This window comes from Catellatospora tritici (assembly GCF_019083965.1).
GTDB lineage: Bacteria > Actinomycetota > Actinomycetes > Mycobacteriales > Micromonosporaceae > Catellatospora > Catellatospora tritici.
On record NZ_JAHRCY010000008.1, the window covers coordinates 350,915 to 370,471 of the forward strand.

Consider the following 19,557-nt stretch of genomic DNA (forward strand, 5'->3'; position numbering starts at 1 on the left):
CTCACATCCGCTCCAGCAGGTAGATCATGAAGAAGAGGCCGATCCAGACCACGTCCACGAAGTGCCAGTAGTACGACACGACGATGGCCGAGGTCGCCTGCGCCGGCGTGAACCGGCCCATGGTGGTGCGGATCAAGTAGATGACGAAGGCGATCAGACCGCCTGTCACGTGCAGGCCGTGGAAGCCCGTGGTGAGGTAGAACATCGAGCCGTAGCCGTCAGCGTTGATCTTGATGCCCTCGTGGATCAGGTGCAGGTACTCGTTCACCTGGCCCAGCACGAAGGTCAGACCCATCAGGAACGTGATGGTGAACCAGAACCGCAGGCCGTACACGTCACCGCGCTCCGCGCGCAGCACGCCGATCTGACAGGTGATGGAAGACAACACCAGGATCGTCGTGAAGAACAGCGCGTAGGGCAGATTCAGCACGTGGAAGTGCTTCTCCCACTGGCTGTAGTCCGCTGCGCGGATGGCGAAGAACATCGCGAACAGCGCCGCGAAGAACATGAGTTCGCTGGAGAGCCACACGATCGTCCCGACGCTGACCATGTTCGGCCTGGTCAGGGAGTGGATCCTGCTCTTGTCGATGGCTGAGGCGGCAGTCACGCGGTCATTATTGCCCCCGACCTGCATCGGCGAGCGTCGGGGTGCCTGGTTGGCGGCGTGTCGTGGCCCGACCACGGCGTGTCCGCCGCCACGGTCTAGCCTCGGTTCGTGCCCCCTGTCGATCATTTCAGCCCGCTGACCTCGGCCTTAGCGATCTCCGGCGACCAGATGCCCCCGTTCGACCTCACCACGTTCTTCACCCGGACCCGGCTCGACTCGTGGCTCGCGGTGGGTCTGGTGCTGTCCGCGGCGCTGTATCTGTACGGCAGGCACACCCTGCGCCGCCGCGGCGACCGCTGGCCGATCGGGCGCACGCTGGCCTTCCTCGGCGGCCTGGCGCTCATCGCCGTGGTCTCCGTCACCGGCGTCGGCGCGTACGACACCACCCTGGTCAGCGTGCACATGGTCCAGCACATGACGCTGTCCATGGTCGCCCCGATCTTCCTGGCGCTGGGCGCCCCGGTCAGCCTCGCCCTGCGTACGCTGCCGCCGCGCCCGCGCCGCACGCTGCTCGCGGCGCTGCACAGCCGGGTGGCGGCGGTGCTGGCGTTCCCGCTCACCGCGTTCGCGATCTTCATCGCCAACCCGTTCGCGCTGTACTTCACCAGCCTGTACGAGCTGACCCTGCGCCACGAGTGGCTGCACGAGTTGATGCACGCGCACTTCATCGCCACCGGCTGCCTGTTCTTCTGGCCGCTGCTGGGGCGCGACCCGCTGCCCGGCCGCTGGCCGTACCCGGCGCGGGCGCTGCTGATGGTGCTGAGCGTGCCGTTCCACACAGTCCTGGGGCTGACCATCATGCAGTCCAAGACCCTGCTCGGCGGCGACTGGTACCCGTCGCTCGGGCTGAGCTGGGTCGACCCGTGGGACGACCAGGTCACCGCGGGCGGGGTGCTGTGGGCCGGCGGTGAACTCGTCTCGGTCACCATGCTCGGCATCCTGGTCGCCCAGTGGATCCGCCAGTCTCGGCTGGAGGCGGCCCGCGTCGACCGCCAACTCGACCGCGAGGAGGCGCTGGCCGCCACCGCACGCTCCGCGCAACCGCTGGATCACGCCAACCTCTAGGATGTGCCCATGAGTACCAAGACCGTCCTGCTCTACAGCGACGACCAGCAGGTCCGCGACCGGATGCGGCTGGCCATCGGCGAGCACCCCGGCAAGGATCTGACCGTCGAGTTCGTCGAGGCGTCCAGCTACGGCGAGTGCGTCCAGCTCGTGGACGACTACGAGATCGACCTGCTGGTGCTGGACGGCGAAGCGACCCCCGGCGGTGGCCTGGGCGTGGCGCGTCAGCTCAAGGACGAGATCGACGACTGCCCGCCCACCTGCGTCGTGATCGCCCGAGCGGCCGACCGCTGGCTCGCCGCGTACGCCCGGGTCGACGTGACCCTGGTGCACCCGCTCGACCCGATCGAGACCGGTCGCGCCATCGCCGACATCCTGCACCGCGAAGTGGCGCAGGACCAGGTCGTCACGGCCTGATCCGAGGGCGCGCCACGCCCCTCCACCTGCCAAGCCCGCGGTCGCGACCGCCCGTGCCGCCGCCTAGCGCGCAGACGGCACGGGCCGGTCGGGACAGCGGCGCCCCTGTTACGGGAGGCCCTCATGGGCGATCAGCACACCTGGCCACGACTGCTCGGCGCGCTGCTGCGCCGGGAGGAGCTGACCCCCGACGAAACCGCCTGGGCCATGGGCGAGGTCATGGACGGCGCGGCGACGCCCGCCCAGATCGCCGGGTTCGCGCTGCTGCTGCGGGCCAAGGGCGAGACGCCCAGCGAGATGCGCGGCCTGGTCGCGGCGATGCTGGCGGCCTCGGCCCCGATGCCGCAGACCGACGCGCAGCGGCTGGCCTCGCTCGACGTCGTCGGCACCGGCGGTGACCAGGCCCACACCGTCAACATCTCCACCATGACCGCGATCGTGGCCGCCGGCGCGGGCGCGCGGGTGGTCAAGCACGGCAACCGGGCCGCGTCGTCGTCCTGCGGCACCGCCGACGTGCTGGAGTTCCTCGGCATTCCGCTCGACCTCGGTCCGGAGCAGGTCGCCAAGGTCGCCGACGAGGTCGGCATCGGCTTCTGCTTCGCCGCTCGGTTCCACCCGGGCATGCGACACGCGGGCGGCCCGCGCCGCGAACTGGGCGTGCCCACCGCGTTCAACTTCCTCGGCCCGCTGACCAACCCGGCCCGGCCCCGTTCGGCCGTGGTCGGCTGCGCGGACGTGCGGATGGCGCCGGTGATGGCCGAGGTGTTCGCCGAACGCGGTGACACGGTCCTGGTGGCCCGGGGCGAGGACGGCCTGGACGAGATCACCACGGCGGCTCCCACGCGCCTGTGGCTGGCTCGTGGCGGGCGGGTGACCCCGCTGGTGCTCGACCTGACCGAGGTCGGGGTGCCCCGGTCGGTCTCCGGCGATCTGAGCGGCGGCGACGTGTCCTACAACGCCGAGGTCGTCCGTCGGCTGCTCGCCGGTGAGACGGGTCCGGTGCGCGACGCGGTGCTGGGCAACGCGGCCGTCGCGCTGACCGCGCACGACTGGGCGCAGCAGGACCTGGGTCCGGCCGATCCGGACACGATCGCCGCCGAGCTGGCCCAGGCCGTACGCGGAAATCTGGAGCGCGCCGCCGCGGCGGTGGATTCCGGCGCCGCCGCGAGCACGCTCGACCGCTGGATCAGCGCCGCGACCGAGGCGAAGTACGCGGCGTAAGCCGCGAACCTGCTGGCCCGGTCGCGGCGTAAGCCGCGCCCGACTGAGATTCACCGCACGCACGAAAGCGGCCCGGCTCCCCTGCGGGAACCGGGCCGCTTCTTCGTATGTCCTCAGTGCTCCGCGGTGCGGCGGGTGCCGGTGTAGTACTCGAACAGCAGCGCCGAGGCCGACAGCAGCACGCAGATGATGCCGAGCGCGATCAGCCACCACATCCAGAACACCAGGCCCAGCGACGTGATCAGCGCCGAGACCGCGATGCCGAACGGCCAGTAGCTACCGGGGCTGAAGAAGCCCAGCTCACCGGCGCCGTCGGCGATCTCGGCGTCGAGCCGGTCCTCCGGGCGCAGGTCGATGCGGCGCGACACGAACCAGAAGTAGCCGCCGCACATCGCGCACAGCAGCGTCGACATGATCAGCGCGACGACGCCGATCCACTCGATCCCGCCCTGGGCGTGGTCGGTCCACCAGCCGTAGACCACCGCGGCGACGATCAGGAACAGCGAGACGCCGACAAAGATCCGGTATTCCGTCTTCATGGTTGCTCAGCCCTTGTCCGCGTCACGCTTGGTCGGGAACGGCGTGGTGGTGGTGGCGTACGGCGCCTCGCCGATGGAGGCCAGGGCCTCCGGCGTGGTCTTGCCCGCCTTCAGCGCCGCGACGTACTGCGCGAACTTCTCCGGGGTCACCGTGCGCAGCTCGAAGTTCATCATCGAGTGGTAGGTGCCGCAGAGTTCGGCGCAGCGGCCGACGTAGTGGCCTTCCTTCGTCGCCGTCACCTGGAACTCGTTGTAGACGCTGCCCGGGAAGACGTCGCGCTTGAACAGCAGCTCCGGCACCCAGAACGAGTGGATGACGTCCTGGCTGTGCTCGCGGAAGCGCACCGTCCGGTTGATCGGGATGACCACAATCGGGATGTAGCTGCTGTCGCCGACCGTGCTCTCCACCACCGGCGCGCCGACCGCGCTGCTCTCGGGGTAGTTGAACTGCCAGTTCCACTTGAACGCGACCACGTCGACGGAGACGTCGGGGTTGCTCGACACCTTGTTCACGTCGGTCTGGATCACCGCGGTGTAGTAGAACAGCACCGAGATCACCAGGAACGGCAGCACCGTGTACAGGATCTCGATCGGCAGGTTGAACCGCGTCTGCGTGGGCAGCTCGGAACCCACCTTGCCCCGGCGGTACATGCCGATGCACCAGAAGATGAGGCCCCAGACGAAGACGCCCACCAGCAGGGCGGCGACCACGGAACCGATCCAGAGGTCGTACATGCGCTGCGACTGTTCGGTAACGCCGCCCTCGGGCCAGCCGAAGCCGCCGAACGCCGAACCGACGTCACATCCACCGAGCAGTGTCACCGCGACGATCGACATCGCGCTCAGGCCGACGGCTCGTCCGCGGGCTCGTGTTGCCACCACCTGCTCCTGCCTCCTACTAGCAGCGCCACCTTCGGACACACCGATGAGGGCGTGACCGACGGTCGCAGAGTACTCGACCCAGGGCCTCCGGCCGGGCCTGGGGTCGGCCCGGAAAACCGGCGTGTCCGCGGGTTGACCGACGGCGGCGCAAGCCGCCACCGCTAGATCACGATACCGTCGGAGGGTGGCAGATCCCCGGCAGGTTGGGCCAATCGACCGCGGCGAGGACGTGTCGGCGGCGTACTTCGATGCCGCCACCGCCGCGCCACTACATCCGGCGGCCAGAGAAGCCCTGGTCGCGGCACTTGACGACGGCTGGGCCGACCCGGGCAAGCTGTACACGCAGGCCCGCCGGGCACGCCGACTTCTGGACGCGGCGCGGGCCACGGTGGCACAGGTGCTGGGGGTACGTCCGGACGAGGTGACTTTCACCGCCAGCGGCACCGCCGCCGTGCACGCCGCCGTCCTGGGTGGACTGGCCGGACGCCGACGCGCCGGAACGACCCTGGTCCGCTCGGCGATCGAGCACTCGGCCGTGCTGCACGCCGGACAGCGCCACGTCGCCGCCGGCGGTGCCGAGGTGGAAGTGCCGGTCGACCTGCTCGGCCGCGTCGACCTCGACGCGTGGCGTGCGGCGGTCGGCGCACCCGGCACCGCACTGGCCTGCCTGATCAGCGCCAGTCACGAGGTCGGCACGGTGCAACCGGTGGCGGCCGCCGCGGCCGGGTGCGCCGATGCCGGGGTCCCGCTGCTGGTCGACGCAGCGGTGTCGCTGGGCCGGGTGCCGGTGCCCGGCGGCTGGCAGCTGCTCACCGGCAGCGCCCGCAAGTGGGGCGGCCCGGCCGGGGTGGGCCTGCTGGTGCTGCGCAAGGGCACCCGCTGGGTGTCGCCGTATCCGGCCGACGACCGCGAGACCGGCCGGGCCGTCGGTGCCCCCGACCTGCCCGCGATCGTGGCGGCGGCGGCCTCGCTGCACGCCGTGCACGCCGAGTCCGTCGCCGAAGCCGCGCGCCTGTCCGCCCTGGTCGACCGGGTGCGGGCGACCGTCGCGGCGACCGTGCCCGAGGTGGAGATCGTCGGCGACCCGGTCGACCGGCTGCCCCACGTGGTGACCTTCTCCTGCCTGTACGTCGACGGTGAGGCGCTACTCACCGCGCTGGACCGACGCGGCTTCGCGGTCTCGTCCGGCTCGGCCTGCACGTCGTCCACCTTGGTGCCCAGCCATGTGCTGGCCGCCATGGGCGTGCTCACGCACGGCAACGTACGGCTGTCGCTGCACCGCGACACCACCGCCGACCAGGTCGACCGCTTCCTGGCCGAACTGCCCGGGATCGTCGCGGACCTGCGCGCGGAGGTGGGCCTGTGAGGTGCGAGGACGGAGCGAAGCGAGGCCCGCGAGCACGAACCGTGGAGGTACCGTGAGGTGCGAGGACGGAGCGAAGCGAGGCCCGCAAGCACGAACCGTGGAGGTACCGTGACCGAGCTCGCCGAGCCGTTCGAGACGCTCGACTGCCTGGGTCAGCGCTGCCCGCTGCCGGTGATCGCGCTGGCTCGCCGCTTCCCGTCGATCCCGGTCGGCGCCGTGGTCCGGGTGCTCGCCGACGACCCGGCCGCCGCCGTCGACATCCCCGCGTGGTGCCGCATGCGCGCCCAGCAGTACGTCGGCGCGGTCTCGGTCGCGGGCTCCCCCGCCTTCGACGTCCGCCGCCTCACCTGACAGTCGGGGTACACCCGCGACTGCATTTGCTCTGCACCTACGCCCTTGCTCTGCACCCGCGGGCGCAACAGCACCCACGGCCTTGCTCTGCACCCACCGGCTTGCTCTGCACCCACCGGCTTGCTCTGCACCCACCGGCTTGCTCTGCACCCACCGGCTTGCTCTGCACCCACCGGCTTGCTCTGCACCCACCGGCTTGCTCTGCACCCAGGGGCTTGCTCTGCACCCAGGGGCGCAACAGCACGGCACCCACCCACACGTGTTGCGTGGGCGGGTGCAGAGCAAGCGAATGGGTGCAGAGCAAATGCGCCCGCGACCCGAGACGTCAGAGAGTGGCGGCACCCAGGTGCGGGCGGAGGTCGGCGGCGGCGTTGTCGCCGTAGGACTCCGCGAGGCGCTTGAGGAAGTTGTCGGGGTCGATCTCGTACTCCTGGGTGCCGACGGTCTCCAGGACCAGGGTGGCCACCAGCGCGCCGGTCTGGGCGGCCCGCTCCAGGCCCAGGCCCCAGGACAGGGCCGCGAAGAAGCCCGCGCGGAAGCCGTCGCCGACGCCGGTGGGGTCGTACGCCTGGATCTCGCGCGCCACCGGCACCCGGATCGTGCCGATCTCCCGGCCGGTGATCACGACGCCGTTCTTGCCCAGCGTGGTCACCCGCACCCGCACCCGGTCCAGAACCTCGTCAGAGGTGAGACCGGTCTTCTGCTCCAGCAGCGAGTTCTCGTACTCGTTGGTCAGCAGGTACTGCGCGCCCTCGATGAGCTTCAGCACGTCCTCGCCGCCCATGCGGGCCAGCTGCTGGGACGGGTCGGCGGCGAACGCGTACCCGCGCTCGCGGCACTCCTGCGAGTGGCGCACCATCGCCACCGGGTCGTTGGCGCTGATGATCACCAGGTCGAGCCCGCCGAGGCGGTCGTGCACCGGCTTGAGCTCGATGTCGCGGGCCTCGCTCATCGCCCCGGCGTAGAACGACGCGACCTGGCACAGGTCCTCGTCGGTGGTGCACACGAAGCGGGCGGTGTGCGCGACCTCACTCACGTGTACCGAGTCACAGTCGACGCCGTGGCGCTCCAACCACGAGCGGTAGTCGGCGAAGTCCGCGCCGACCGCGCCGACCAGGGCGGACCGCAGTCCGAGCTGGCCCAGGCCGAAGGCGATGTTGGCGGCCACCCCGCCGCGCCGGATCACGAGGTCGTCGACGAGGAACGACAGCGAGACCTTGTCGAGCTGGTCAGCGATGAGCTGGTCCGCGAAGCGGCCCGGAAAGTGCATCAGGTGATCTGTCGCGATGGATCCGGTAACGCACAGCTTGTTCATGACTGACCTCGGGTCGGCGTGGATGGGCCCGCAAAGCGTATCGGCCGGACACGAAACAGCGGCACTCGCATGTTGCCGAGTGCCGCTGCGTGTTGCTCGTCTCAGTAAAACGAGTCGCTTTCCCTGAGCCTTGGGCTCAGTGACCGAGCTTTCGCTTCCCCTGAACCTTCGCCTCAGTGGAAGGAATCACCGCAGGCGCAGGAGCCGCCCGCGTTCGGGTTGTCGATGGTGAAGCCCTGGGCGTCGATCCGGTCAGCGAAATCGACCGTCGCGCCAGTGAGGTACGGCGCGCTCATGCGGTCGACCACGACCTCGACGCCGCCGAACTCCTTGACGATGTCTCCGTCAAGCGAGCGCTCGTCGAAGAAGAGCTGGTAGCGCAGCCCCGAGCAGCCGCCCGGCTGCACGGCGACCCGCAGCCGGAGGTCGTCACGACCCTCCTGCTCCAGCAGGGCCTTGACCTTCGCGGCCGCGACCTCGGTGAGGTTGATGCCGTCCGTCTTGATGTCGGGCGTCGTCACGTGGTGCTCCCCAAGCGTGAAGTGCGGATAAATCCTTTGGGCTAACGCTAGCGCGGGCGGGATTGATTCCCCATCCCGCCTCACGGTCGCCGCCCGCTAGCGCGGGGCGGCCGGCGGCAGAGTGGCGCTGATCACGGCCCGCTGGGTCGGTTGAGCCTGAGCGTGGCGTACACGACCGGCCTCGTTGAGCCGCACGAACACCCCACGCCGGTCCTCGGCACACAGGCACCGCTCGACCAGGCCTTCTTTCTCCAGCCGGGCCACCGTGCGCGACAGCGCGCTCTGGCTCAGGTGCACGCTGCTGCCCAGCTCCTGCATGCGCAGGCTCTCGTGGTCGGCCTCAGCGAGCCGGTCGAGCACCTCGAACTCGCTCATACCCAGGCCGTGGCCGTCCTTGAGCGCGTGCTCCAAGGCGCAGGACAGCGCCGCGTAGCGACGGGACAGGTCCCGCCACTCGTGAACAACGCTCACCTCTTCAGGCACTCGCGCAGCCTAGCATGCGCGCACACAAAATGCACAAACATTTAATGCTTGTGCATTCAATGCACATGCATCTAGTGTACGGCGCATGGCTTCCACCACGACGTTCGCGTCGACCGATTCACCCCGTACCTCCGCGACCCCCAACGATCCGCAGGGCACCGGCGACGTGGCCGACCCTGCCCGGTGGACCCCTCGGCTGTGGGGCACGCTGCTGGTGCTGTGCGCCGTGCTGTTCCTTGACGGGCTCGACATCTCGATGGTCGGGGTGGCACTGCCCGCCATCCAGTCCGACCTGGGCCTGTCCACCGCCTCACTGCAGTGGATCGTCAGCGGTTACGTCCTCGGATACGGCGGCCTGCTCCTGCTCGGCGGGCGCACCGCCGACCTGCTCGGGCGGCGCCGGGTGCTGCTGGTGGCCTTGGCCGTCTTCGCGGGCGCCTCGGTGCTCGGCGGTCTGGTCGACAACAGCGCCCTGCTGATCGCCAGCCGCTTCGTCAAGGGCCTGGCCGCCGCCTTCACCGCCCCCGCCGGGTTGTCCATCCTGACCACGACCTTCCCCGAGGGACCGGTGCGCAACCGGGCACTGGGCATCTACACCGTCTTCGGCGCCAGCGGCTTCTCCTCCGGCCTGATCCTCGGCGGCCTGCTCACCGAGATCGACTGGCGGGTCACCTTCCTGCTGCCCGCCCCGCTGGCCCTGATCGCGCTCGTCGCCGGAATCAAGCTGATCCCGAAGAACCAGCACCGGGCGCAGGGACGGCAGGACCTGCTCGGCGCGGCCACCTCCACCGCGGCACTGCTGCTGCTGGTGTACACCGTGGTCAACGCACCCGCGGCCGGCTGGCTGAGCATCCGTACCCTCGGCTCGCTGCTGCTGGTCGCGGCGCTTGCGGCCGCGTTCCTCAGCATCGAGCGGCGGGTGGCGCACCCGCTGGTGCGGCTGGGCATCTTCACCAACCGGACCCTGGTGCGGGCCAACCTGACCGCGATGGCGGTCAGCGGCGGCTACCTCAGCTTCCAGTTCGTCTTCGGGCTCTACCTGCAGCGGGTGCTGGGCTGGTCACCGTTGCAGATGGCGCTGTCGCTGCTGCCCACCGGGCTCATCGTGGCCACTTCGGGCTCGGTGGCCGGCGCCCTCATCACCCGCTACGGCACGCGGCGGCTCATCGCCTGGGGCATGCTCGCCTTCGTCGCCGCGTACGCCCTGTTCCTGCGGGCCGACGCCCAGCCGGACGTGGCCACCGTGATCCTGCCCACGGCGCTGCTGCTCGGCGCGGGCTTCGCGCTGACCTTCTCCGCACTGAACGTGCAGGCGACCAGCGGTATCGCCGACGACGAGCAGGGCCTGGCCTCCGGGCTGGTGCAGACGTCGCTCCAGGTCGGCGGGGCGATCGCGCTGGCGGCGACCACCGCGGTCGTCGGCGGCGACCGCATCGTCGCCGGTCACCTGCCCGGCACGTTCCAGGCCGCGATCGGACTGGTCACCGTGATCTCGCTGCTCGGACTGCTCGCCGCGGTGCTGCGGGGGCGCACCGCCGACCGGACCGAAGCGGAGGCCGTGTGATGCGGGCGCTGATCACCGACCCCGACTCCCCCGCCGGGCTGCGCCTGGGCGAGGCGCCGGACCCGCAGCCCGGCCCGCGGCAGGCGTTGGTGCAGGTGCGGGCCGTCTCCCTCAATCGCGGCGACCTGTCCCACGTACGCGGCCTGCCGCCCGGCACCGTCACCGGCTGGGACGCCGCCGGGGTGGTCGTCGCCCCGGCCGCCGACGGCTCCGGGCCACCCGCGGGCGCCCGTGTGGTCACCTTCGGCCTCGAACCCGCCTGGGCCACGCTGCGCGCGGTCGACACCGGCGAACTGGCCGAACTGCCTGCCGAGGTCGAGTTCGACCAGGCCGCGGCGCTGCCGGTGGCCGGGCTGGCCGCGCTCGGGTCGCTGCGGCGGCTCGGCCCGGTCCTCGGCCGCCGCATCGTGATCACGGGCGCCTCGGGCGGTGTCGGACGGCTCGCGGTCCAACTCGCCGCGCAGGCCGGGGCCGAGGTGATCGCGGTGGCGGGCAGCCCGCGCCGGGCCGAGGGCCTGGTCGAGCTGGGCGCGTCCGAGGTGGTGACCGCCCTCGACCAGATCGCCGGGCCGATCGACCACGCGCTGGACAACGTCGGCGGCCCCGACCTGGCGGTCCTGTTCGACCGGCTCAGCGCGGGCGGCACCGTGGTGTCCATCGGTGCCGCGTCGGGCGAGCCGACCGTGTTCACGCCGTACAGCACCATCGGGCGGCAGCGGCGGCTGGAGGCGTTCGTCAACGAGGTCGACGCCGGTAGCGGGCCGGACCTGGCGTACCTGGTCGGGTTGGTGGCGTCGGGGCGGCTCGATCCGCAGGTCGCCTGGCGCGGCGGCTGGGAGCGGGTGGCCGAGGCCGCGGCGGAGTTCTTCGCCCGCCGCGTCAACGGCAAGGCCATCCTCGACGTCAGCTGACCAGGGCGGGTCGATGATCATCCAAGTTGCCGGGCAATCGTGGGGAAGGCGGGGCGTAACCCCACGATTGCCCGGCAACTTGAATGGTCTTGGTCCGGATGGTGAGACCAGGGCACGCGGAACCGCAGGTGGCGATGCCCGGCCCGATGGTGGGTGGGCGCGGGTCGACCGTCAGCGGGACCACTGGCGGGCCAGGCGGGCGGCGAGTTCGCGCAGGCCGCGGGCGGGTTCGGCCAGGGCGGTGGTGACGTCGCCGAAGTGGTCGACCAGCGCGTACGCCTCGGTCACTCCGGCGACGCCCTGCTCGCGGCGGCCCGTGGTGACCCGGCCCGCCAGCACCACGCAGGGGATGCCCAGGTCGCGGGCGGCCCCGGCGAGCCCGGAGATGGCCTTGCCCCGCAGCGACTGGTGGTCGAACGAGCCCTCGCCGGTGATGAGCAGGTCCGCCTCCTCGATCACCTCGTCCAGGCCGGTCAGCTCGCGGACCAGGTCGATGCCGGAGGCGACCCGCCCGCCGAGGGCCAGCAGCGCGGCGCCCAGCCCACCGGCCGCCCCGCCGCCGGGCAGGTCGGCGAGCCCGGTCGGGCAGCCGGGCAGGTCACGTTCGAGCACCAGCGCCCACTGGGCCAGGGCCGCGTCGAGCAGGGTGACGTCGGCGGGGGTGGCGCCCTTCTGCGGGCCGTACACGGCGGAGGCGCCGTGCAGGCCGGTCAGCGGATTGTCCACGTCGGTGGCGGCGACCAGCTCGATCCCCGCGCCGGTGGCCGAACGCAACGGACGGGCGTCGAGGGCCAGCGAGGCGCACTCGGCCAGGGCGGCGCCGCCGGGGGCCAGCGGGGTGCCGTCGACGGTCAGGCCGACCGCGCCGAGGGCGGCCAGCAGTCCGGCGCCGCCGTCGTTGGTGGCCGAGCCGCCGAGACCGACCACGACACGGACGGCGCCCCGGTCCACGGCGGTCAGGATCAGCGTGCCCAGGCCGTACGAGGAGGCGGTCTTCGGGTCCCGGGCGGCCGGTTCGACCAGGTGCAGGCCGCAGGCCTGCGCGCTCTCGACGTACGCGGTGATCCCACCCGGACCCCCGACCAGCAGCACCGATCCGGTCGTCGGACGGCCCAGCGGGTCGGTGGTGTCGACCTCGACCAGCTCGCCGCCGACGGCCGCGCGCAGCACCTCGACGAAGCCGGGCCCGCCGTCGGCGATCGGTCGGCAGATCAGCTGGTCGCCCGGGGCGGTCTGGTGCCAGCCTGCGGCGATCGCCTCGGCGGCCTCGACCGCGCTCAGGGTGCCGGCGAACTTGTCGGGACAGATCAGCACGCGCATGGGTGCACCCTAGTAAAGCGCTTTCCCGCCCGCATCCCGACACCGTGGGGCAGGCCACAGCGCCGCGGGCGGTAACGACGGGTGGGGTTGGTGCGACTATGGAGGCGTGACTGCATCAACCTCGGCCCCTGTGCTGTTACTGCTCGGTCGCGGCGTCGATCCCGACTCCGAGCGCGGCGTCGACTGTCCGGGCGACCTGCCCGCGCCCAGCGACCCCGGCCTGGTCGAACGGGCCCGCGCGGCGAAGGCCGCCCTCGGCGACCGGGTCTTCGTGCTGGGTCACCACTACCAGCGTGACGAGGTCATCCAGTTCGCCGACGTCACCGGCGACTCCTTCAAACTGGCCCGCGAGGCGGCGGCACGCCCGGACGCGGAGTTCATCGTCTTCTGCGGCGTGCACTTCATGGCCGAGTCGGCCGACATCCTGACCTCCGCGGCGCAGAAGGTGGTGCTGCCGGATCTCGCGGCGGGCTGCTCGATGGCGGACATGGCGGTGCTGGAGCAGGTCGAGCAGTGCTGGGACCTGCTGAGCGACCTCGGTATCGCCGAGTCGACGGTGCCGGTCACCTACATGAACTCCTCGGCTGACATCAAGGGGTTCGTGGGCCGCAACGGCGGCGTGGTGTGCACCTCCTCCAACGCCAAGCGGGCCCTGGACTGGGCGTTCGAGCAGGGCGAGAAGGTGTTGTTCCTGCCCGACCAGCACCTGGGGCGCAACACCGCGGTGCTGGAGATGGGCTACTCGCTGGACGACTGCGTGCTCTACGACCCGCACAAGCCCAACGGCGGCCTGACCGACCAGCAGCTCCGTGACGCGAAGATGATCCTGTGGCGCGGGCACTGCTCGGTGCACGGGCGCTTCACCCACGAGAACGTGCTGGCCATGCGCGAGCAGGTGCCGGGCGTCAACATCCTGGTGCACCCGGAGTGCCGACACGACGTGGTGACCGCGGCCGACTACGTCGGTTCGACGGAGTACATCATCAAGACGCTGGACGCGGCCGAGCCCGGTTCGAAGTGGGCCGTGGGCACCGAGCTGAACCTGGTCCGCCGCCTGGCCGGGCAGCACCCGGACAAGCAGGTCATGTTCCTGGAGAAGACGGTCTGCTACTGCTCGACCATGAACCGCATCGACCTGCCGCACCTGGTGTGGGCGCTGGAAGAGCTGGTCGCGGGCCGGGTGCCGAACCAGATCACGGTCGATCCGGACACCGCGCACCACGCGCGGGTGGCGTTGGACCAGATGCTGGCCCTGCCGTAGGCGCCCTGTCACTCTGTGTACGAGCGCCGTGTCCGATTAGCGGCGCTCGTACTTGTTTAAGCTTCGCGTGTATTCCGTCACACATCACTCAGCGCTATGCTGCCGAGGTTGCCCACCAGGCCCCGCCGTAGAGTTGCTGCCCGGCCCGTGTCTCATACCCAGGAGGTCTGCCTTGTCGGACATGCTCGTCGTCACCGGCGGAAACCCGCTGCAGGGTGAGGTCCGGGTCCGCGGGGCCAAGAACCTCGTGTCGAAGGCGATGGTGGCCACGGTCCTGGGCGAGTCGCCGAGCGTGATGTACGACGTGCCGCGCATCCGCGACGTCGAGATCGTGCGCGGCCTGCTGGACCTGCACGGCGTCAAGGTCGTCGACGGCGAACTGGACGGCGAGCTGCGCTTCGACCCGTCCAACGTCGAGCGGGCCGGTATCGACGAGATCAACGTGCACGCCGGGTCCAGCCGCATCCCGATCCTGCTGTGCGGCCCGCTGCTGCACCGGCTCGGCCACGCGTTCATCCCCGACCTGGGCGGCTGCCACATCGGCCCGCGTCCGATCGACTACCACCTGGAGGCGCTGCGCCGCTTCGGTGCCATGGTCGAGAAGACGCCCGAGGGCCTGCACCTGTCCGCGCCGGACGGCCTCAAGGGCATCAAGTACGAGCTGAACTACCCGTCGGTCGGCGCCACCGAGCAGATCCTGCTCACCGCCGTACGCGCCGAGGGTGTGACCGAGCTGAGCAACGCCGCGGTCGAGCCCGAGATCATCGACCTGATCTGCATCCTGCAGAAGATGGGCGCGATCATCAAGGTGCACACCAACCGGGTGATCGAGATCGAGGGCGTGCCGCACCTGGGCGGCTTCACGCACCGGCCGATCCCGGACCGCATCGAGGCGGCGAGCTGGGCCTCGGCCGCGCTGGCCACCCGGGGCGACATCCTGGTCCGCGGCGCCCGCCAGGCCGACATGACCACGTTCCTGAACGTGTTCCGCAGCATCGGCGGCCAGTTCGAGATCGACGACAACCCGGTCGGCGGCGGCATCCGGTTCTGGCACCCCGGCGGCGACCTGCGCGCGGTGGCGCTGGAGACCGATGTACACCCCGGTTTCATGACCGACTGGCAGCAGCCCCTGGTCGTGGCGCTGACCCAGGCCAACGGCCTGTCGGTGGTGCACGAGACGGTGTACGAGAAGCGCTTCGGCTACACCAGCGCACTGAACCAGATGGGCGCGAACATCCAGGTGTACCAGGAGTGCCTGGGCGGCACCCCGTGCCGCTTCGGCCGGCGCGGCTTCCGGCACTCGGCCGTCATCGCCGGCCCGGCCAAGCTGCACGCCACCGACCTGGTCATCCCGGACCTGCGGGCCGGATTCAGCCACCTGATCGCGGCGCTGGCCGCCGAGGGCACCTCGCGGGTGCACGGCGTCGACCTGATCAACCGGGGCTACGAGGACTTCGAGGCCAAACTCGCCGGGCTCGGCGCCACCGTCTCGCGCTGAGGATGTGACCTGCGGCATCTTGGTGGGTGGTGGTGCGCGTGACGCCGTGTCACCACCCCCGGCTGCCGCTGTACCCTTGCTGGCGTGCCGTTGTTCTCCCGTAAAACCAGCGACGCCCCCGCCGTGACCGAGCCTGAGGCTGAGGTCGAGGCGGCGGCGGGTCCCCGTGCCTACACGCCCGGCAAGGGCAAGGCCACCCCGAAGCGCACCTCGCAGCGCCGCCGCGTCGCCGCCGCGCAGCAGCCGCGTACGCCCGAGGAGCGCCGTGAGGCCAAGCGCCTGGCCCGCGAGCAGGCCCGTGCCGATCGCCAGGAGGCGATGGCGGGGATGCGCAGCGGCGACGAGCGCCACCTGCTGCCGCGGGACAAGGGCCCGGTGCGGCGCATGGTGCGCGACATCGTCGACTCGCGCCGCAACGTCGGCAGCTACTTCTTCGGCGCCACACTGATCATCTTCTTCCTGATGATGTGGCGCGACCCGCGCATCGCGCTGGCCGGCAACGTCCTGTGGCTGCTGCTGGGCCTGGCCGTGATCGTGGACAGCTTCATCCTGAGCCGCAAGATCAAGAAGCTGGTCAAGCAGCACTTCCCGAAGAGCACCGAGCGGATGGGCTCGCTGTACTTCTACGGCATCATGCGCGCGATCAGCTTCCGCCGCATGCGCATGCCCAACTGCCAGGTCAAGATCGGCGACCCGATCGTCCCCGGCAAGGCCTAGGACATCTGTCCTGTCGCAGTCCGTATCGGTCGCTCTGCCAGCCGGTACGGCGCGACTCTAGCGTTGTGCCCATGACAGACGCGGTGCGACTGACCTCGGTCGCGAAGAACTACGGCGCGGTCCGGGCGGTGGACGGGGTGGACCTGTCCATCGCCCGCGGCCAGACCGTGGCCCTGCTGGGCCCCAACGGTGCCGGCAAATCCACCACCATCAGCATGATCCTCGGCCTGCTGACCCCGACCGCGGGCACCGTCGAGGTGTTCGGCACCTCCCCCGCCGACGCGGTACGGGCCGGACGGGTCGGCGCGATGCTGCAGGAGTCCGGCTTCCCCGCCAGCGCCACCGTCCGTGAGCTGGTCGAACTGGCCCGGTCGCTGTACCGCGACCCGCTGCCGCTGGCCGAGATCATGGCCACCGCCGACGTCGCCTCCATCGCCGACCGCCGCTCGGACAAGCTCTCCGGCGGCCAGTCGCAGCGGCTGCGTTTCGCGTTCGCCCTGGCAGGCAACCCCGAACTGCTGATCCTGGACGAGCCCACCGCCGCCCTGGACGTGGAGAGCCGCCAGCAGTTCTGGGCCGCGATGCGCCGCTACGCCGCCACCGGGCGCACCGTGCTGTTCGCCACGCACTACCTGGAAGAGGCCGACGACTTCGCCGACCGGGTCATCGTGATCGCCCGTGGTCGGGTGGTCGCCGACGGCAGCGGCACCGAGATCAAGAAGCTGGCCGGCGGCCGTACCGTCAGCTTCGACCTGACCGGCCAGGACCCCGACGCCTACGCCGACCTGCCCGGTGTCGTCTCCGCGCAGGCCCGCGGCGAGCGGGTGCTGCTGCGCTGCGACGACTCCGACGTGACCGTGCGCGCCCTGTTCGAGGGCGGCCACCGGGTCACCAACCTGGAGGTCACCGGCGCCGGACTCGAAGAAGCCTTCCTCACCCTGACCGCGACGCCCGAGATGGAGCCGGCCCGATGATCGCCTACCTGCGTTTCGAGCTGCGGCGCCTCATCCGCGACCCCCGCGTGATCGTCTTCACGGTCGTGCTGCCCGTGCTCATCTACTTCATCAGCACCGGCAGCGCCGAGGCCGCCGACCGGATCGGGTCGGTGCAGGTCGCGGCGTACCTGATGGTGAGCATGGCGGCCTACGGCGCGCTGGTCGGCGTGATGTCGGTCGGCATCGGCGTGGCCAACGAGCGGGCCACCGGCTGGCTGCGCCAGCTGCGCATCTCCCCGGTCACCCCCGGACAGGTCGTCGCGGTCAAGGCACTGCTCGCCTCGATCATGGCGGTGCCCTCGGTGGCGGCGGTCGGCATCATCGCGGCGACCCGCAACGGAGTGGAGCTGTCAGCGCTGCAGTGGGTGGCACTGGTGGGTCTGCTGTGGCTGGGCAGCCTGCCGTTCGCGGCGCTCGGGCTGGCCCTGGGCTTCTCGATGCCGCCGAACCTGATCCAGCCCGCGAGCATGCTCGGCGTGTTCGGCCTGGCCTTCCTGGGCGGCCTGTTCGTGCCGGTCGAGGCGATGCCGACCGCACTGGCGAAGATCGCGACCTGGCTGCCCAGCAACCGCTACGCCGAGCTCGGCTGGTCGGTCGCCGGGGACAAGACGCCGCCGCTGGGGGGCGTGGCCATCCTCGTCGGCTGGGCCCTGGTCTTCGGCGGCCTCGCCGCCCTGATGTACCGCCGCTCGGCGGCACAGAAGTGATCGGACTGTTCACGCGCGGGGCGGGTACGGCGGTGCCGTACCCGCCCTCGGGCATCGACGAGCAGACCGCGCACCGGCGGGGCGTACGCCGGGGCGTGGTCTTCGCCGCGATCTGGTTGTGGCCGCTGGTGCCCACCTTCGGTGCCATCGCCGAGGGGCACGTCCGGCCGATGCTGTTCGCGGTGGCGGGCCTGGTCGCGTTCATCCCGATCTACCTGACCGTGGTGGTGCGCGGCTTCAGCGACCCCGACCCGGTGCCCAAACCGCGCGACCACGCGCTACTCGGCCTGCTCACCGTCCTCGGCATCACCCTGGCTCTGGCGTACGGCGCCCAGCCCGGCGGCTGGATCGGCCTCACCCTCTACCTCGCCGCCGCCGGCGCCGCCCTCTACCCCACCCCGTGGGCGCAGCTGTGGATCATCGGCTGCGTCGCCGCCCTGGTCGCCGTCGGCCACCTGCACGGCGAGCACTGGTCCGAGATCGGCGACAACGCCTTCAACATGATCATGGCCGGTGCGCTCGTCCTGGTCGTACGCCGCCTCATGCGCCTGGTCCGCGAACTGCGCACCACCCGCGACCAGCTGGCCCACGCCGCCGTCGAGCAGGAGCGCCTGCGTTTCGCCCGCGACCTGCACGACCTGCTCGGACACAGCCTGTCGGTGATCGTGGTCAAAGCCGAGGTGGTGCGCCGACTGGCCGAACGCGACCCCGCCGCCGCCGCCCGCGAGGCCGCCGACATCGAGCAGATCGGCCGCACCGCCCTCACCGAGGTACGTCAGGCCATCAACGGCTACCGCACCCGCGCCTTCTCCGCCGAACTGGCCGGGGCGGGCGCGGCGCTGGCCGACGCGGGCATCGAGACCACCGTCAAGACCACCGACGACACGCTGCCGCCGTACCTGGACGACGCGTTCGCCTGGGTCGTCCGCGAGGCCGCCACCAACGTCATCCGCCACAGCGGCGCCGACACCTGCGTGATCGCGCTCAGCCGCCCCGGGCCGTGGCAGCTGGAGGTACGTGACGACGGCCGCGGCGGCAGCGCCGACCCGGCCGCGCACGGCAACGGGCTGCGCGGCCTGGCCGAACGGCTGGCCCAGGTCGGCGGAGTGCTGTCGGTGGTCGACCTGAGCACCAGCCACAGCCGCGGCTTCGTACTGCGCGCCACCGCGCCGGAGGCGGCCTGATGATCCGGGTACTGCTCGCCGAGGACCAGGGCATGATGCGCGGCGCGCTCGCGCTGCTGCTGGACCTGGAACCCGACCTGGAAGTGGTGGCACAGGTCGACCGCGGCGACGAGGTCGTCGACGCGGCGCTGCGCAGCGGGGCCGACGTGGCGCTGCTCGACATCGAGATGCCGGGCCTGTCCGGGCTGGACGCCGCCGCCCTGCTGCGTACGCAGGCGCCGCAGTGCCGGGTGCTGATCCTGACCACCTTCGGCCGCCCCGGCTACCTGCGCCGGGCCATGGACGCCGGGGCGCGCGGGTTCCTGGTCAAGGACGGGCCGGTCGAGTCGCTGGCCGCGGCGGTCCGGCGGGTCCTGGCCGGAGAGACCGTGATCGACCCGGCACTGGCCGCGGCGGCGCTGTCGGCCGGGCCGAGCCCGCTCACCGAACGCGAACGCGAGGTGCTGGCCAGCGCCGCCGACGGCGCGACCGTCGCCGACCTCGCGGCCCGACTGCACCTGTCCGAGAGCACGGTGCGCAACTATCTGTCGGCCGCGATCGGCAAGACCAACACCCGCAACCGCATGGAGGCCGTCCAGGCCGCCCGCGCCGCCGGCTGGCTCTGACCCCCGGCTGGCGGCTGGCGGCTGGCGG

Annotated in this window: 21 protein-coding genes; 14 read left to right on the forward strand and 7 right to left on the reverse strand. The window is 71.2% G+C overall.

Translation table 11 applies throughout. The features are described from left to right. Position 1 precedes the first annotated feature (1 nt). Complete coding sequence (ctaE, locus tag KUA19_RS20655) at positions 2–607, reverse strand: aa3-type cytochrome oxidase subunit III (RefSeq protein WP_217397884.1); 606 nt, start codon at positions 605–607, stop codon at positions 2–4. A 168-nt stretch (positions 608–775) separates the two neighbouring features. Between ctaE and KUA19_RS20660 the strand changes: the two genes are divergently transcribed. The 3 genes from KUA19_RS20660 to trpD all read left to right on the forward strand — a co-directional run bounded on the left by KUA19_RS20660 (position 776) and on the right by trpD (position 3,310). Then, positions 776–1,672, forward strand: coding sequence for a cytochrome c oxidase assembly protein (locus KUA19_RS20660; protein ID WP_217398003.1), 897 nt, complete (start codon positions 776–778; stop codon positions 1,670–1,672). A gap of 9 nt (positions 1,673–1,681) precedes the next feature. Next, the gene (locus KUA19_RS20665) at positions 1,682–2,089 is read left to right on the forward strand and encodes a response regulator (RefSeq protein WP_217397886.1); all 408 of its coding nucleotides are present in this window, start codon (positions 1,682–1,684) and stop codon (positions 2,087–2,089) included. Positions 2,090–2,212: 123 nt separating this feature from the next. Beyond that, a complete protein-coding gene (trpD, locus tag KUA19_RS20670) occupies positions 2,213–3,310 on the forward strand; it encodes an anthranilate phosphoribosyltransferase (protein WP_217397888.1) in 1,098 nt (365 codons plus the stop codon). Positions 3,311–3,423: 113 nt separating this feature from the next. Here trpD and KUA19_RS20675 read toward each other — a convergent pair whose 3' ends face one another. Continuing rightward, entirely contained in the window at positions 3,424–3,849 is a 426-nt protein-coding gene (locus KUA19_RS20675; RefSeq protein WP_217397890.1) for a cytochrome c oxidase subunit 4, read from the reverse strand. Positions 3,850–3,855: 6 nt separating this feature from the next. Then, positions 3,856–4,686 carry an aa3-type cytochrome oxidase subunit II gene (gene ctaC / locus KUA19_RS20680; protein ID WP_217398005.1) on the reverse strand — a complete coding sequence of 277 codons (831 nt, stop codon included), beginning with the start codon at positions 4,684–4,686 and terminating at the stop codon, positions 3,856–3,858. A 274-nt stretch (positions 4,687–4,960) separates the two neighbouring features. On the opposite strand from ctaC, the gene KUA19_RS20685 reads away from it, so the two are divergent. Together KUA19_RS20685 and KUA19_RS20690 are read left to right on the forward strand one after the other, a co-directional pair. Continuing rightward, positions 4,961–6,097 carry a cysteine desulfurase family protein gene (locus tag KUA19_RS20685; RefSeq protein WP_217398007.1) on the forward strand — a complete coding sequence of 379 codons (1,137 nt, stop codon included), beginning with the start codon at positions 4,961–4,963 and terminating at the stop codon, positions 6,095–6,097. Between the two features lie 108 nt (positions 6,098–6,205). Beyond that, positions 6,206–6,448, forward strand: a complete 243-nt coding sequence (locus tag KUA19_RS20690; protein ID WP_217397892.1) for a sulfurtransferase TusA family protein — start codon at positions 6,206–6,208, stop codon at positions 6,446–6,448. Between the two features lie 325 nt (positions 6,449–6,773). Here KUA19_RS20690 and KUA19_RS20695 read toward each other — a convergent pair whose 3' ends face one another. The 3 genes from KUA19_RS20695 to KUA19_RS20705 form a co-directional block, all read right to left on the reverse strand. Continuing rightward, a complete protein-coding gene (locus KUA19_RS20695) occupies positions 6,774–7,763 on the reverse strand; it encodes a carbohydrate kinase family protein (RefSeq protein ID WP_217397893.1) in 990 nt (329 codons plus the stop codon). Between the two features lie 173 nt (positions 7,764–7,936). Then, positions 7,937–8,284 (reverse strand): iron-sulfur cluster insertion protein ErpA, encoded by a 348-nt coding sequence (gene erpA / locus KUA19_RS20700; RefSeq protein ID WP_217397895.1) that lies wholly within the window; start codon positions 8,282–8,284, stop codon positions 7,937–7,939. A gap of 96 nt (positions 8,285–8,380) precedes the next feature. Beyond that, positions 8,381–8,767 carry a MarR family winged helix-turn-helix transcriptional regulator gene (locus KUA19_RS20705; protein WP_308167542.1) on the reverse strand — a complete coding sequence of 129 codons (387 nt, stop codon included), beginning with the start codon at positions 8,765–8,767 and terminating at the stop codon, positions 8,381–8,383. Positions 8,768–8,852: 85 nt separating this feature from the next. Here KUA19_RS20705 and KUA19_RS20710 point away from each other — a divergent pair, with 85 nt between their 5' ends. Both KUA19_RS20710 and KUA19_RS20715 read left to right on the forward strand, forming a co-directional pair. Then, positions 8,853–10,331 (forward strand): MFS transporter, encoded by a 1,479-nt coding sequence (locus KUA19_RS20710; RefSeq protein WP_217397897.1) that lies wholly within the window; start codon positions 8,853–8,855, stop codon positions 10,329–10,331. Then, positions 10,331–11,242, forward strand: a complete 912-nt coding sequence (locus tag KUA19_RS20715; protein ID WP_217397899.1) for a zinc-binding dehydrogenase — start codon at positions 10,331–10,333, stop codon at positions 11,240–11,242. Before KUA19_RS20710 ends, KUA19_RS20715 begins: the two co-directional genes overlap by 1 nt. 171 nt (positions 11,243–11,413) lie before the next feature. Here the strand turns inward: KUA19_RS20715 and KUA19_RS20720 are convergent, their stop codons facing one another. Continuing rightward, the gene (locus KUA19_RS20720) at positions 11,414–12,562 is read right to left on the reverse strand and encodes a glycerate kinase family protein (protein WP_217397901.1); all 1,149 of its coding nucleotides are present in this window, start codon (positions 12,560–12,562) and stop codon (positions 11,414–11,416) included. Between the two features lie 130 nt (positions 12,563–12,692). Between KUA19_RS20720 and nadA the strand changes: the two genes are divergently transcribed. The 7 genes from nadA to KUA19_RS20755 all read left to right on the forward strand — a co-directional run bounded on the left by nadA (position 12,693) and on the right by KUA19_RS20755 (position 19,529). Continuing rightward, entirely contained in the window at positions 12,693–13,823 is a 1,131-nt protein-coding gene (nadA, locus tag KUA19_RS20725; protein ID WP_504739742.1) for a quinolinate synthase NadA, read from the forward strand. 181 nt (positions 13,824–14,004) lie between these two features. Next, the gene (gene murA, locus KUA19_RS20730) at positions 14,005–15,321 is read left to right on the forward strand and encodes a UDP-N-acetylglucosamine 1-carboxyvinyltransferase (protein ID WP_217398011.1); all 1,317 of its coding nucleotides are present in this window, start codon (positions 14,005–14,007) and stop codon (positions 15,319–15,321) included. Between the two features lie 84 nt (positions 15,322–15,405). Next, entirely contained in the window at positions 15,406–16,038 is a 633-nt protein-coding gene (locus KUA19_RS20735) for a DUF3043 domain-containing protein (RefSeq protein ID WP_217397904.1), read from the forward strand. Positions 16,039–16,109: 71 nt separating this feature from the next. Then, complete coding sequence (locus tag KUA19_RS20740; RefSeq protein ID WP_217397905.1) at positions 16,110–17,012, forward strand: ABC transporter ATP-binding protein; 903 nt, start codon at positions 16,110–16,112, stop codon at positions 17,010–17,012. After that, a complete protein-coding gene (locus tag KUA19_RS20745) occupies positions 17,009–17,740 on the forward strand; it encodes an ABC transporter permease (protein WP_217397906.1) in 732 nt (243 codons plus the stop codon). Before KUA19_RS20740 ends, KUA19_RS20745 begins: the two co-directional genes overlap by 4 nt. Next, positions 17,737–18,924, forward strand: coding sequence for a sensor histidine kinase (locus KUA19_RS20750; RefSeq protein WP_217397907.1), 1,188 nt, complete (start codon positions 17,737–17,739; stop codon positions 18,922–18,924). Before KUA19_RS20745 ends, KUA19_RS20750 begins: the two co-directional genes overlap by 4 nt. Then, positions 18,924–19,529 carry a response regulator transcription factor gene (locus KUA19_RS20755; protein ID WP_217397908.1) on the forward strand — a complete coding sequence of 202 codons (606 nt, stop codon included), beginning with the start codon at positions 18,924–18,926 and terminating at the stop codon, positions 19,527–19,529. Before KUA19_RS20750 ends, KUA19_RS20755 begins: the two co-directional genes overlap by 1 nt. Positions 19,530–19,557 lie beyond the last annotated feature (28 nt).

What these genes read in the sequence shown, in the direction of transcription:
- KUA19_RS20660 (WP_217398003.1), top strand. Translation starts at nt 776, where the DNA reads ATGCCCCCGTTCGACCTCACCACGTTCTTCACCCGGACCCGGCTCGAC.
- KUA19_RS20665 (WP_217397886.1), top strand. Translation starts at nt 1,682, where the DNA reads ATGAGTACCAAGACCGTCCTGCTCTACAGCGACGACCAGCAGGTCCGC.
- trpD (WP_217397888.1), top strand. Translation starts at nt 2,213, where the DNA reads ATGGGCGATCAGCACACCTGGCCACGACTGCTCGGCGCGCTGCTGCGC.
- KUA19_RS20675 (WP_217397890.1), bottom strand. Translation starts at nt 3,849, where the DNA reads ATGAAGACGGAATACCGGATCTTTGTCGGCGTCTCGCTGTTCCTGATC.
- ctaC (WP_217398005.1), bottom strand. Translation starts at nt 4,686, where the DNA reads ATGTCGATCGTCGCGGTGACACTGCTCGGTGGATGTGACGTCGGTTCG.
- KUA19_RS20695 (WP_217397893.1), bottom strand. Translation starts at nt 7,763, where the DNA reads ATGAACAAGCTGTGCGTTACCGGATCCATCGCGACAGATCACCTGATG.
- KUA19_RS20710 (WP_217397897.1), top strand. Translation starts at nt 8,853, where the DNA reads ATGGCTTCCACCACGACGTTCGCGTCGACCGATTCACCCCGTACCTCC.
- KUA19_RS20715 (WP_217397899.1), top strand. Translation starts at nt 10,331, where the DNA reads ATGCGGGCGCTGATCACCGACCCCGACTCCCCCGCCGGGCTGCGCCTG.
- KUA19_RS20720 (WP_217397901.1), bottom strand. Translation starts at nt 12,562, where the DNA reads ATGCGCGTGCTGATCTGTCCCGACAAGTTCGCCGGCACCCTGAGCGCG.
- murA (WP_217398011.1), top strand. Translation starts at nt 14,005, where the DNA reads ATGCTCGTCGTCACCGGCGGAAACCCGCTGCAGGGTGAGGTCCGGGTC.
- KUA19_RS20740 (WP_217397905.1), top strand. Translation starts at nt 16,110, where the DNA reads ATGACAGACGCGGTGCGACTGACCTCGGTCGCGAAGAACTACGGCGCG.
- KUA19_RS20745 (WP_217397906.1), top strand. Translation starts at nt 17,009, where the DNA reads ATGATCGCCTACCTGCGTTTCGAGCTGCGGCGCCTCATCCGCGACCCC.
- KUA19_RS20755 (WP_217397908.1), top strand. Translation starts at nt 18,924, where the DNA reads ATGATCCGGGTACTGCTCGCCGAGGACCAGGGCATGATGCGCGGCGCG.